Below are 12,795 nucleotides of genomic sequence, written 5' to 3'. Positions count from 1 at the left end.
GCAGAAAGCGAGCAGACCGACAGCCATGGCTGAGGCTCAGAACTCCCCCGAGGACCTCCGTAGAACTCCGGTCCAGGGGGGACCCCCACCGTTGGGCTCCACCACCGCCGGCTCGATCGCGGTGGCCGCCGAATCGACCGTCGCCACCCGCATGAGTGCGCCCCCGTCGTTCGACGTGGCGGACTTCCCGGTTCCGCACGGCCGCGAGGAGGAGTGGCGCTTCACTCCCCTGGAGCGCCTCGCCGGACTGCACGACGGCACCGCCGTCGCCACCGGCACCGGCGTCAAGGTCGCGATCGACGTCCCCGACGGCGTCGTCGTCGAGACCGTCGGCCGCGACGACGCGCGGCTCGGCAAGGCGGGCACCCCGGTGGACCGCGTCGCCGCCCAGGCGTACTCCTCCTTCGAGCAGGCCTCGGTCGTCACCGTGCCCAAGGAGACCGTGCTCGCCGAGCCGATCCGCATCGCGGTGCACGGCGAGGGCGGTGTCGCCTTCGGCCACCAGGTCGTCGAGCTCGGCGCGTTCGCCGAGGCCGTCGTGGTCATCGACCACACCGGCGACGCGGTGCTCGCCGCCAACGTGGACTACGTCCTCGGCGACGGTGCCAAGCTCACCGTCGTCTCCGTCCAGGACTGGGACGACAAGGCCGTCCACGTCGCCCAGCACAACGCGCTGGTGGGCCGCGACGCCTCCTTCAAGTCCGTCGTCGTCACCTTCGGCGGCGACCTCGTGCGCCTCCACCCGCGGGTCGCCTACGCCGGCACCGGCGGCGAGGCCGAGCTCTTCGGTCTGTACTTCACCGACAAGGGCCAGCACCAGGAGCACCGCCTCCTCGTCGACCACAACACCCCGCACTGCAAGTCCAACGCGGTGTACAAGGGCGCTCTCCAGGGCGACGACGCCCACGCGGTGTGGATCGGCGACGTCCTGATCCGGGCCGCGGCCGAGGGCACCGACACGTACGAGATGAACCGCAACCTCGTCCTCACGGACGGTGCGCGTGTCGACTCCGTGCCGAACCTCGAGATCGAGACCGGCGAGATCGCCGGCGCCGGCCACGCCTCCGCCACCGGCCGCTTCGACGACGAACAGCTCTTCTACCTGATGGCCCGCGGCATCCCGGAGGCCGAGGCCCGCCGCCTGGTCGTCCGCGGCTTCTTCGCGGAGCTCGTCCAGCAGATCGGTCTGCCGGACGTCGAGGAGCGCCTCATCGCCAAGATCGAGGCCGAGCTGGAGGCTTCCGTCTGATGGCCTTCGTCCGAGCCTGTGGGCTGAGCGAGCTGGAGGAGGACACCCCGAAGCGGGTGGAACTCGACGGCACGCCGGTCTCCATCGTCCACACCGAGGGCGAGGTGTTCGCGATCTACGACATCTGCTCGCACGCGAACGTCTCGCTGTCGGAGGGCGAGGTGGAGGACTGCCAGATCGAGTGCTGGCTGCACGGATCGGCCTTCGACCTCCGCACCGGCAAGCCGTCCGGCCTTCCCGCGACGCGCCCTGTGCCCGTATACCCCGTAAAGATCGAAGGGGACGATGTTCTCGTCTCCGTCACACAGGAGAACTGAAGTCCCCATGGCAACGCTTGAAATCCGCGACCTGCGCGTCTCCGTCGAGGCCGACAACGCCACCAAGGAGATCCTCAAGGGCGTCGACCTGACCGTGAAGCAGGGCGAGACCCACGCCATCATGGGCCCGAACGGCTCCGGCAAGTCGACCCTCGCGTACTCCCTCGCGGGCCACCCCAAGTACACGATCACCGGTGGAACCGTGACCCTGGACGGCGAGGACGTCCTGGAGATGTCCGTCGACGAGCGCGCCCGCGCCGGCGTCTTCCTCGCCATGCAGTACCCGGTCGAGGTCCCCGGCGTCTCGGTCTCCAACTTCCTGCGCACCTCCGCCACCGCCATCCGCGGCGAGGCCCCCAAGCTGCGCACGTGGGTGAAGGAGGTCAAGGAGTCCATGGAGCGTCTGCACATGGACCCGGCCTTCGCCGAGCGCAACGTCAACGAGGGCTTCTCCGGCGGTGAGAAGAAGCGCCACGAGATCCTCCAGCTGGAGCTCCTCAGGCCGAAGATCGCGATCCTCGACGAGACCGACTCCGGCCTCGACGTCGACGCCCTGCGCATCGTCTCCGAGGGTGTCAACCGCGTCCGCGAGACCGGCGAGGTCGGCACCCTGCTGATCACGCACTACACGCGCATCCTGCGCTACATCAAGCCCGACTTCGTCCACGTCTTCTCCGGCGGCCGCATCGTCGAGTCCGGCGGTGCCGAGCTGGCCGACAAGCTGGAGGCCGAGGGGTACGAGTCCTACACGAAGGGTGGCGTATCCGCGTGACACATCTGCCGGGCCTCCTCGACACCGAGGCGATCCGCAAGGACTTCCCGATCCTCGACCGGGTGATCCACGACGGAAAGAAGCTCGTCTACCTGGACAACGCGGCGACCTCCCAGACGCCGCGCCAGGTGCTCGACGTGCTCAGCGAGTACTACGAGCAGCACAACGCCAACGTGCACCGCGGCGTGCATGTGCTGGCCGAGGAGGCCACGGCGCTGTACGAGGGCGCGCGCGACAAGGTCGCCGCGTTCATCAACGCGCCGAGCCGCGACGAGGTGATCTTCACCAAGAACGCCTCGGAGTCGCTCAACCTCGTGGCCAACATGCTCGGCTGGGCCGACGAGCCCTACCGGGTGGACAGCGACACCGAGGTCGTCATCACCGAGATGGAGCACCACTCCAACATCGTTCCGTGGCAGCTGCTCGCGCAGCGCACCGGCGCGAAGCTGAAGTGGTTCGGCCTCACCGACGACGGCAGGCTCGACCTGTCGAACATCGACGAGGTCATCACCGAGAAGACGAAGATCGTCTCCTTCGTGCTGGTCTCCAACATCCTGGGCACGTTCAACCCGGTCGAGGCGATCGTCCGCCGCGCCCAGGAGGTCGGCGCGCTGGTCCTGATCGACGCCTCGCAGGCCGCCCCGCACATGGTGCTGGACGTGCAGGCGCTGCAGGCCGACTTCGTGGCCTTCACCGGCCACAAGATGTGCGGTCCGACCGGCATCGGTGTGCTGTGGGGCCGGCAGGAGCTGCTGGAGGACCTGCCGCCGTTCCTCGGCGGCGGCGAGATGATCGAGACCGTCTCGATGCACTCGTCCACGTACGCTCCCGCGCCGCACAAGTTCGAGGCGGGTACGCCCCCGATCGCGCAGGCCGTCGGCCTCGGCGCGGCCGTGGACTACCTCACCTCGATCGGCATGGACAAGATCGCCCAGCACGAGCACGTGCTCACCGAGTACGCGGTGAAGCGGCTCCTGGAGGTGCCCGATCTCCGGATCATCGGCCCGACCACGGCCGAGGACCGCGGCGCCGCGATCTCGTTCACGCTCGGTGACATCCACCCGCACGACGTGGGCCAGGTCCTGGACGAGCAGGGCATCGCGGTCCGGGTCGGCCACCACTGCGCGCGGCCGGTCTGCCTGCGGTACGGAATTCCTGCGACCACGCGGGCGTCGTTCTATCTGTACTCCACGCCGGCCGAGGTCGACGCCCTGGTCGACGGCCTGGAGCACGTACGGAACTTCTTCGGGTAGGGGTTGGTCGTGAAGCTGGATTCGATGTACCAGGACGTCATCCTGGACCACTACAAGCACCCGCACGGCCGGGGCTTGCGGGACGGTGACGCCGAGGTGCACCACGTCAACCCCACCTGCGGTGACGAGATCACGCTGCGGGTGAAGTACGACGGGTCGCGCATCGCGGACGTGTCGTACGAGGGCCAGGGCTGTTCCATCAGCCAGGCCTCCGCCTCCGTGCTGAACGAGCTCCTCGTCGGCAAGGAGCTCGCCGAGGCGCAGAAGATCCAGGGCACCTTCCTGGAGCTGATGCAGTCCAAGGGCCAGATCGAGCCGGACGACGCGATGGAGGAGGTGCTGGAGGACGCGGTCGCGTTCGCCGGTGTCTCCAAGTACCCGGCTCGCGTGAAGTGCGCGCTGCTGAGCTGGATGGCGTGGAAGGACGCGACCGCCCAGGCGCTGGGCGACGGCACCGACGCCGAGAGGAAGACGGCATGACCGAGAACGCTGGGGCGGCGCTGAAGCCTGCCTCCGAGGAAGAGATCCGCGAGGCGCTGTACGACGTCGTCGACCCCGAGCTGGGCATCGACGTCGTCAACCTGGGCCTGATCTACGGCATCCACATCGACGACTCCAATGTCGCGACCCTCGACATGACGCTGACGTCGGCGGCCTGTCCGCTGACGGACGTCATCGAGGACCAGGCGAAGGCCGCGACGGACGGCATCGTCAGCGAGCTGAAGATCAACTGGGTCTGGATGCCGCCGTGGGGTCCGGACAAGATCACGGACGACGGCCGCGAGCAGCTGCGCGCGCTCGGCTTCAACGTCTGATCCGGGCGATCTCCCGGGAACGGCCATGCCCGCCAGGCAGACTGGCGGGCATGGCCGTTTCTCTGTACCAGATCGCGATCGACTGTCATGACGCCGCCGCGCTCGCCCGGTTCTGGACGCGGGTCCTCGACTGGCAGATCCTCTACGAGGATCCCGAGGAGATCGTCATCGGGGCCGACCCGAGCGCGCTGCCGGGCATCGTGTTCCTCACCGTGCCCGAGACCAAGACCGTCAAGAACCGGCTGCACATCGACCTCACCCCCGACGACCAGGCTGCCGAGGTCGAGAGGATCATCGCGCTCGGGGCGCGGCGTGCGGACGTCGGGCAGGGGGACGACGTCACGTGGGTGGTCCTCACCGACCCCGAGGGCAACGAGTTCTGCGTGCTGCGGCCGAAGAAGACCCTGCTCGACTGACGCCAGGGCGTCACGTCATCGCGCCTCGGTGCCGCCGTCCGCGGCGCCGTCCGCCGCTCCCGGCCGGGCGCTCAGCGCGTCGTGGGCGCTCAGCGCCGCGCGCACCCGCATGATGTCGGCGCCCGACGTGGCGTCCAGCCCGGTCGCCTCCGCCGCGCGGCGCAGCCGGTAGTCCACCGTGTTCGGGTGCACGCGCAGCCGCTCGGCGGTCAGCTGGCGGCTGAGTCCGCTGTCCAGGAACTCGCGCAGCGTGCCGAGGAGTTCGGGGCGGCCGGCGAGCGGGCGCATCAGTTCGGCCAGGGCGTCGCGGGCCGGGCCCGGCTGCATCAGCTGGTACTCCAGCAGCACGTCCCCGAGCCGGTGGACACCCGGTCCCCGGCCTGCCGACACCGCCACCCGCCGCACCTCCTCCGCCAGCCGGACCGCCGCCCCCACGCCCTCCGGGGCGGCCGCCGCAGCGCCGGCCACGATGTCGACCCCGGCCACGCGGCTCATGTGCGACACCGCGGTGGCCAGCCGGTTCCAGTCCCGGTCGGCCAGCAGCGCGGCGTCCGTGTCGTACGGGATGAGCGCGAGCCCGCCGTCGCCGGTGAGGGCCGACAGCACCTGGCCCTCGGCGTGGCGTTCCAGCTCCACCCGCAGCCGCCGCAGCTTCCGCTGCCTGGCGATCACGGGACTGACCCCCGGGGCCCGCTCGTCGGGGTGGGTGCCCACGGCCAGGGCCAGGACCAGATAGCAGGCGGGGAGCCCGATGCCCCAGCGGGCGGCCGTCACCCGTACGTCCTCCCCGTCGACGAGCGCCGTGAGCATCGCCTGCCGGGCCGACTGTTCCTCGCCCGCGGCCGCCTGGCGCTCCGCGAAGTAACCCGCCACCACGTTGGCCGTCATCCGCTCCAGGAACCGCAGCACCAGCTGGTTCGCGGTCCTCACCTGCGACAGGTCCTCGGGCGTCGCGTGCGCCGACATCCGCTCCAGGCACTCCTGCGCCCCCACGTGGTAGGCGCTGATCACCGCCTCCACCGGAACGCCCTCCTCGGCCCGCTTGGCGGCGGACTGCCGCAGGACCTGCAACTGCGTCTCGTCCGGCAGTTCGCCGGTGCGCAGGACGCCGATGAAGGCGCGTATGCCCTGGCAGATGACCCGCTGGGTCTCACTGCGCAACTGCTCGGCCGGCAGTGTGCCGTAGACGGGCACATGGTCGACGAGGCGTGCGAGAACACGGGCGGCCAGCTCGTCCACCGATCCGGCCAGGCGCTGGTGCACCGGAACCCCGCCGAAGGCGAGCGGCACGTACGCCTCACGGTCCATGGTCACGTACCCCTCACTGTCCACGGTGGCGACCTGTCGACGCTGCTGACCTTACTTACCGGTAATAAAGGTCGCCGCAGGACACGCGGGGTGTCAATGCCGACGCGCGGGCGAGGGGCGAGTACCCCGGGAGGGTGTTGTGACGGCTCACAAGCCCCCGGCGGATTGTTTGGACGCCGCCCGGGACCGGGCGCGCCCAAGTCGCGGCAGGCTGCTCCCGGGCATCCCCGTGCCCCGTACGACTCCGCCGACATCAGCCCCGGGACGGGCTGATCGACCCCCCACAGGAGCAACCGATGTCAGGGATCGAGTGGTCCGCCCGTCGCCTGCGCGCCGCACTGGCCACAGCCGCCGTGTCCGCGGCCGCCGTCGTCACCTGCGCCGCCGCCCCGGCGCAGGCGGCCGAGGAGAAACCGCTGCGCGAGGGCGGCGTCCCGCAGGCGCTGTGGAACTACGCGGTCTCCCCGGGGGCCGTGCCGGGCGCCAACGACTGGTCGTGCAGGCCCGGCGCCGAGCATCCCGAGCCGGTGATCCTCCTGCCGGGCACCTTCTTCAACATCGGCGCCAACTTCGTGAAGGCCGCCCCGCGCCTGAAGAACAACGGCTACTGCGTCTACGCCATGAACTACGGCTTCACCCCGCTGTCCTTCCAGCGCGTCGGCGGGCTCGGCTCCAACCGCGATTCGGCCGCGCAGCTGGACGCCTTCGTGACGCGGGTCCAGCAGGCGACCGGTGCCGGGAAAGTCGACATCGTCGGCCACTCGCTCGGCGGCAGCGTGCCGATGTGGTGGATGAAGAAGATGGGCGGCGCGAAGAAGGTCGGCGACTATGTCGGCTGGGCCCCCAGCTCCCACGGCACCGACCTCAACGGCATCGTGGACCTCGGCGAGAAGCTGAACCTCATGGGCTTCGGCACCGGCCTGTCGAACACGGCACGGTTCCCCGGCGTCGTCGAGCAGACCCGCACCAGCGACTACACCAGACAGATGTGGGCCGACGGTGACCGGGTGCCGGACGGACCCGAGTACACCGTCATCATGACCAGGTACGAGAAGGTCGTCACCCCGTACGCCACCCAGGCCCTGACCGGCAAGAACGTGAACAACATCGTCCTGCAGGACATGTGCCCCGACGACAGGGCCGGCCACATGGGGCTGTTCGACGACGACCCGACGCTCCAGATGACCGTGAACGCCCTGGCCGACGGGCCCGACGACTTCCGGCCCACCTGCACGGGATACGGCATGCAGTTCCTGTGAGCGCGCACGCTGCGCGGAGCCCCGCGGCCCGGCTCCCGGGCCGCGGGGCTCCGGCGTCTCAGGCCCCGTACGCGGCCGGCGGCTGCTGCGGCGGCAGCCCGGCGGCCTCGGCGAGCGTGGGTGCCAGGTTCTCCTTGCGGATGCGCTGGTCGACGTAGAGCAGAGCGACGACCAGTTGCGGGAAGGCCGAGGTGAGGATCTGGCCCACCAGCGTGGTCAGCAGTCCGAACACCATCGTCGTGAGCACGATCGTGACGGCCACACCGCCGTTGGCCGCCCCGTCCGACAGGGAGGCCGGTCCGGTGGGGATCAGGCTCAGCAGCTGGAACACCAGCTGGATGAGGTAGCTCGCCGCGGCCGCCATCACGAAGGCCAGGAGCGAGATGCCGAACACCCGCCACCACGCGCCCCGCACCAGCTGCGCCGAGCGCGCCATCGCGCCGATGGTGCCCTGCCCCTCGAAGACGGCGACGGCCGGCGCGAAGCTGAACCGCACCCACAGCCAGATCGCCACGGGCCCGGTGGCCAGCATGCCGAGGAAGCCGACCAGGATCAGCCAGCCCCACTCGCCCGAGCCGTCGACGGCCAGCGCGATCATCGTCACGATCATGCCGATGAAGGCCAGGGTCATCAGCACCAGCGGGACCGCGGCGATCAGCGCGGTGATCACGACGGTGCCGAGCACCGCCCCCACGCGCGGCCGCACCCGGCTCCAGATGACCCCGATGCCCGACGGGCGCCCGAGCACCGCGTCCTGCAGGACCGCGGGGCAGGAGGCGTAGACGACGGCGTTGGCCACCAGCAGCACGACGATGCCGAGGACGTACACGACCGCGAAGGTCGCCACCAGCGGCACGACCTGGTCGCTGCCCGGCGCGCTCTCCCCGGACCAGTCCAGCAGCCGGTGCAGCTCCTCCTTCATCGACAGGTAGGCGAGCGCGAGCGCCCCGCCGAACACCGCAAGGGCCGCGCCGTAGACGGCGAGCGCGAAGCCGAGCAGTTGCTTCCAGTGCCGGCCGATCGTGGCGAACGCCCCGCCGAGGATCTCGCCGAGGCCGAGCGGCCCGAGTGGTATCACCCCCGGCTTGGGCGGCGGCGGTGCCCAGGCGCCCCACGCGGGCGGCCCCGGATAAGGCGTGTTGCCCCCCGGATAAGGCGTGTTTCCGTAAGCCATTGAAGTCCCCCCATGTCAGACGACGGCGGGACGGCCGCCGCGGCGGCCGTCCGGACGAACAAGGTAGCCGGGGCCGCCGGAGTGACGGACTCCGCCCCCGAGCGTCGTGTCACCCCTCTTCCCCGTGCCGTTCCGCGCGACGCGGACGCCCGGCACCTGAGACCGGTTCGCCGATGCGGGCCCCGGCCGGTTAGGTTTCCTGTCATGACTGACTCGTCCGACAGCACCACTGCTCAGCGCACCACCGGCGCCGTGGCCGCAGGCCTGGCCACCGTCACCGCCGAGGGCGTCGTCCTCGACACCTGGTACCCCGCCCCCGAGCTCACCGCCGAGCCCGGCCCCGCCGGCACCGAGCCCGGCCCCGCCGGCACCGAGCGGCTGACCGCCGAGCGTGCCGTGGAGCTCCTCGGCGACGGCGCCGCGCGGGCCATCGGCCCGGACGCCCGCCGCGGGGTCGAGGTCGTCGCCGTCCGCACGGTCATCGCCTCGCTCGACGACAAGCCGCTGGACGCCCACGACGCGTACCTGCGCCTCCACCTGCTCTCCCACCGGCTGGTCAAGCCGCACGGTCAGAGCCTGGAGGGCCTCTTCGGGCTGCTCGCGAACGTCGCCTGGACCAGCCTCGGCCCCGTCGCGGTCGACCAGCTCGAGACCGTGCGCCTCAACGCCCGCGCCGAGGGGCTGCACCTCCAGGTGACCTCGATCGACAAGTTCCCGCGGATGACCGACTACGTGGCTCCCAAGGGCGTGCGGATCGCCGACGCCGACCGGGTCCGGCTCGGCGCGCACCTCGCCGAGGGCACCACCGTCATGCACGAGGGCTTCGTCAACTTCAACTCCGGCACCCTCGGCACCTCGATGGTCGAGGGCCGTATCTCCGCGGGCGTCGTCATCGGCGACGGTTCCGACATCGGCGGCGGCGCCTCCACCATGGGCACCCTGTCCGGTGGTGGCAACGTCATCATCTCTGTCGGTGAGCGCTGCCTGATCGGCGCCGAGGCGGGCGTCGGCATCGCGCTCGGCGACGAGTGCGTCGTCGAGGCCGGCCTGTACGTCACGGCCGGCACGCGCGTCACGATGCCCGACGGCCAGATCGTCAAGGCCCGGGAACTGTCCGGCGCGTCGAACATCCTCTTCCGCCGCAACTCGGTCACCGGCACCGTCGAGGCCCGCCCGAACAACGCGGTCTGGGGCGGCCTCAACGAGGTGCTCCACAGCCACAACTGATCTTCGCGGTTCCTCCTCGAGGACGTGCTCGAAGACGTCGCCGTGCTCGGCGGCATCTACGCAGTCGGCTGACCGGCCGCGCGCTCCAGCCGCCGGTACGCCTCCAGCAGCCCGTCGGTCGCCTCGCGGCCGGCGGGCTGCAGCGGTTCACGGACCGGCCCGGCCGGCCGGCCGAGCGCGCCGAGCAGCGCCTTGGCGGTCACCGTGCCCGGCAGCCCCGAGGCCATCATCGACTCCGAGAGCGGCAGGGCGAGCTGGTTGAGCCGGGCGGCCCGGGCGGTGTCCCCGGCGTCGTAGGCGTCGAGGACCGCGCGCAGATGGGGCGCGGCGACGTTGGCCACCGTCGAGACGAATCCGGCGCCGCCCACCGCGTACAGCGGCAGGTTCGTCTCCTCGCAGCCCGAGTAGTACGCGAGCCCGCTGCCGGCGATGACCTTGGTGCTGCCCAGCAGGTCGTACGCGCAGTCCTTCACCGCCGCGACGCGGGGGTGGTCCGCCAGCCGCAGCATCGTCTCCGGCTCGATGCGCACGCCCGTGCGGCCGGGGATGTCGTACAGCATCAGCGGAACACCGACGGCGTCGGCCACCCGGCGGAAGTGCGCCTCGATCGCCGGCTGGGGCGGGCGGCTGTAGTAGGGGGCGGTCACGAGCAGCCCGTCGGCGCCCGCCCGCTCGGCCTCGCGTGCCAGTTCCACGGTGTGGCGGGTGTCCGCGGTGCCGACGCCCGCGACGATCGCGGCCCGGTCGCCGACCTCCTCGGTCACCGCCCGCACCAGGGCCGCCTTCTCGGCGTCGGACGTCGTGGGGGACTCACCGGTGGTGCCGGAGAGCACCAGTCCGTCGCAGCCGTCGTCGACCAGCCGGGCGGCGAGCTTCCGTGCGCCGTCGAGATCCAGGGCGCCGTCGTCGGTGAAGGGCGTGACCATGGCGCACAGGGCGCGGCCGAAAGGGCGGGAGGATGACATGTCCGCAGTGTGGCCGCAGGGCCGGTAAAGCTCCAGTTACATCTGCTTCGTGTGAAAGTGAAGCAGCGCTGAGAGGTCCCCGGAGCGCCTGGTCACAGCGGTGCCGGCCGGTGCGCGGGCCGCGGGGCCCGCACACCGGCGGCTGCTCCTTACGGGCGGAAGCGCAGCACCTGCGGGTCGTGGTCGCTGTTCTGCTCCGCGAACTCCGCGTTGATGTGCACGCTGTCGTAGGAGAAGTCGTCGATCGAGGGGCTCGTCAGGATCTGGTCGAGGACCTGGCTGTTGCCCTGGAAGACGTACGAGTAGCGCTCCGAGCGCGGCAGGGACGTGATGGCCGGGTACAGGGCTCCGTCGTCCGTCAGGGCCTTCGTCGTCGCCGAGAACTCGAAGTCGTTGATGTCGCCGAGGACCACGACGTCGGCCCTGCGGTCGGCCTTGAGGATGTCCTTGACGAAGGCGTTGACCGACTGCGCCTGGAGGAGGCGCTTGGCCTCGGAAGGACGATTCGGCGGCTGGTGGTGCGAGGTCAGGCCCTCGTCGCCGCCCTTGGAGCCGAAGTGGTTGGCGATTAGGAAGACCGTGCGGCCGCGGAAGGTGAACTCGCCGGCCAGCGGCTTGCGGCTGTTCTCCCAGGCGGAGTTCGCCGGGTCGACGCGTCCGGGCGAGAGCGTCAGGGCCGCCCGGCCGTGCTCGCGCACGACACCGGTCGCCGTCGTGGCGTCGCCGCCCGCGCGGTCGGTGAAGGAGACCCGGTCCGGGTTGAACAGGAAGACCTGACGGATGTTGCCGCCGGGCTCGCCGCCGTCCTTGTTGTTCTGCGGGTCCACGGACCGCCACGCGTACGCCGGACCGCCGGCCGCGACGATCGCGTCCGTGAACTTCTTCAGCGTCTGCCCGGCCGCGACCGTGCCGTCGTTCTTCGCGCCGTTGTCGTCCTGGATCTCCTCCAGCGCGAGGATGTCGGGCGACGAGAGGTTCTCGACGACGGCCTTCGCCAGCGCGTCGAACTTGGACTGCGGGTCCGACGGGTCCAGGTTCTCCACGTTGTACGTGGCCACCGCCAGTTCGCCGTTCCGCTGCGGGCGCGTGCTCTCGCGCTCGAGGCCGCGGTCCGTCACCGTCCCCAGGGTGCGGGCGGTCAGGGTGTAGCCGCCGAACTGGTTGAAGTCCAGCGGGCCCTCGGTCGTGCCGGCGAGCACGTCACCGACGTTCGCCTTGGGGAACGGCTTCTCGGCGAGGGGTGTCAGCGACTGGATCTGCAGGCGCCCGGTGTTCTGTGAGGTGTACGAGCCGTAGACCGTGCCGCCGCGGCGGTTGTCGTTCTCGTACGGCTTGACCGTCACCCACAGCTCCGCGTACGGGTCGGTGGCGCCGACCACGCGGGACGTGCCGATGCGGACGTTGGCGCCCTCCAGCGACTCGTAGTAGTCCAGGGCGTACGTACGCGGCCGCAGGGGAAGGGCGTTGATGCTGTTGCCGGCCCCCGGGTCGCCGTCGGGGGCGTACGCGCCGGGGACGGACCAGGCCGAGACCGTGACGGGCGCGGGGATTTCGTTGCCCCGCGAGACCACCGTGACGGCCGGCCTGGCTATCTGCGTCAGCGACTGGTTGCCCGAGTTGGTGCCGCCCGGTATGTACTCGCCGACCGTGCCGGAGACCAGCACCTGGTCGCCGACGGCGACGGTCGGGACGGAGCCGGTGTAGACGAAGACGCCCTCGCTGGTGGCGTCGTTGTCGTCGGCCTGCGGGTCCTGGAACCAGAAGCCCCGGGAGCCGTACGTCCGAACGCCCGTGACGATGCCCGGCACATCGGTGACCTGGCGCCCCACGAGCGGGGACGTCCGGGTGGTGCCCTGGATGTCGTGGATCCGCACCGGGGCGGTCTCGGCCGCGGTGGCGCCGGTGGAACCGGCGAGCAGGCCGGCGGCCAGCGCGGCGGCGACGACAGCGGCGACGGCGGGCGTTCTCGGTACGACGGGGGAAGGCATCGGGGTTTCTCCGGAGGTGTGAGGGATGAGGGGTGCCGGCGGCGCCGGCGGG

General features: G+C 70.9%; 13 protein-coding genes. 9 read left to right on the top strand and 4 right to left on the bottom strand.

Annotated elements, in window-relative coordinates; all coding sequences use genetic code 11:
* Positions 1-25: 25 nt before the first annotated feature.
* Genes sufD through ACWD0A_RS13850 form a run of 7 tightly spaced genes read left to right on the top strand, consistent with a single transcriptional unit; the run spans position 26 to position 4,822 of the window.
* Positions 26-1,249 (top strand): Fe-S cluster assembly protein SufD, encoded by a 1,224-nt coding sequence (gene sufD / locus ACWD0A_RS13880; RefSeq protein WP_451297733.1) that lies wholly within the window; start codon positions 26-28, stop codon positions 1,247-1,249.
* Positions 1,249-1,566: a non-heme iron oxygenase ferredoxin subunit gene (locus ACWD0A_RS13875; protein ID WP_177148862.1), complete on the top strand. Its 318-nt coding sequence runs from the start codon at positions 1,249-1,251 to the stop codon at positions 1,564-1,566. The genes sufD and ACWD0A_RS13875 overlap by 1 nt, the downstream gene beginning before the upstream one ends.
* Before the next feature lie 7 nt (positions 1,567-1,573).
* Positions 1,574-2,338 (top strand): Fe-S cluster assembly ATPase SufC, encoded by a 765-nt coding sequence (gene sufC / locus ACWD0A_RS13870; RefSeq protein ID WP_451297731.1) that lies wholly within the window; start codon positions 1,574-1,576, stop codon positions 2,336-2,338.
* Positions 2,335-3,591 (top strand): cysteine desulfurase, encoded by a 1,257-nt coding sequence (locus tag ACWD0A_RS13865; protein WP_451297729.1) that lies wholly within the window; start codon positions 2,335-2,337, stop codon positions 3,589-3,591. The genes sufC and ACWD0A_RS13865 overlap by 4 nt, the downstream gene beginning before the upstream one ends.
* Positions 3,592-3,600: 9 nt before the next feature.
* Positions 3,601-4,071: a Fe-S cluster assembly sulfur transfer protein SufU gene (gene sufU, locus ACWD0A_RS13860; protein WP_307716086.1), complete on the top strand. Its 471-nt coding sequence runs from the start codon at positions 3,601-3,603 to the stop codon at positions 4,069-4,071.
* Positions 4,068-4,406: a metal-sulfur cluster assembly factor gene (locus tag ACWD0A_RS13855; RefSeq protein ID WP_177148866.1), complete on the top strand. Its 339-nt coding sequence runs from the start codon at positions 4,068-4,070 to the stop codon at positions 4,404-4,406. The genes sufU and ACWD0A_RS13855 overlap by 4 nt, the downstream gene beginning before the upstream one ends.
* Positions 4,407-4,456: 50 nt before the next feature.
* Positions 4,457-4,822, top strand: a complete 366-nt coding sequence (locus ACWD0A_RS13850; RefSeq protein WP_451297726.1) for a VOC family protein — start codon at positions 4,457-4,459, stop codon at positions 4,820-4,822.
* Between the two features lie 15 nt (positions 4,823-4,837).
* Here the strand turns inward: ACWD0A_RS13850 and ACWD0A_RS13845 are convergent, their stop codons facing one another.
* On the bottom strand, positions 4,838-6,154 hold the full coding sequence (locus tag ACWD0A_RS13845) for a PucR family transcriptional regulator (protein WP_451297724.1): 1,317 nt from the start codon (positions 6,152-6,154) through the stop codon (positions 4,838-4,840).
* A 272-nt stretch (positions 6,155-6,426) separates the two neighbouring features.
* On the opposite strand from ACWD0A_RS13845, the gene ACWD0A_RS13840 reads away from it, so the two are divergent.
* Positions 6,427-7,389, top strand: coding sequence for an esterase/lipase family protein (locus ACWD0A_RS13840; protein WP_451297722.1), 963 nt, complete (start codon positions 6,427-6,429; stop codon positions 7,387-7,389).
* 58 nt (positions 7,390-7,447) lie between these two features.
* Here the strand turns inward: ACWD0A_RS13840 and ACWD0A_RS13835 are convergent, their stop codons facing one another.
* Positions 7,448-8,467, bottom strand: coding sequence for a hypothetical protein (locus ACWD0A_RS13835; RefSeq protein ID WP_451297720.1), 1,020 nt, complete (start codon positions 8,465-8,467; stop codon positions 7,448-7,450).
* 300 nt (positions 8,468-8,767) lie between these two features.
* Between ACWD0A_RS13835 and dapD the strand changes: the two genes are divergently transcribed.
* Positions 8,768-9,790: a 2,3,4,5-tetrahydropyridine-2,6-dicarboxylate N-succinyltransferase gene (gene dapD / locus ACWD0A_RS13830; RefSeq protein WP_451297718.1), complete on the top strand. Its 1,023-nt coding sequence runs from the start codon at positions 8,768-8,770 to the stop codon at positions 9,788-9,790.
* A 56-nt stretch (positions 9,791-9,846) separates the two neighbouring features.
* Here the strand turns inward: dapD and dapA are convergent, their stop codons facing one another.
* Together dapA and ACWD0A_RS13820 are read right to left on the bottom strand one after the other, a co-directional pair.
* The gene (gene dapA, locus ACWD0A_RS13825) at positions 9,847-10,755 is read right to left on the bottom strand and encodes a 4-hydroxy-tetrahydrodipicolinate synthase (protein ID WP_451297716.1); all 909 of its coding nucleotides are present in this window, start codon (positions 10,753-10,755) and stop codon (positions 9,847-9,849) included.
* A 149-nt stretch (positions 10,756-10,904) separates the two neighbouring features.
* Positions 10,905-12,743 carry an endonuclease/exonuclease/phosphatase family protein gene (locus ACWD0A_RS13820; protein ID WP_451297714.1) on the bottom strand — a complete coding sequence of 613 codons (1,839 nt, stop codon included), beginning with the start codon at positions 12,741-12,743 and terminating at the stop codon, positions 10,905-10,907.
* Positions 12,744-12,795 lie beyond the last annotated feature (52 nt).

It is taken from the genome of Streptomyces sp. NPDC002867 (assembly GCF_053591895.1).
Note: the sequence above shows the minus strand (reverse complement) of the source record. Positions and strands in the feature narration are given on the sequence as shown.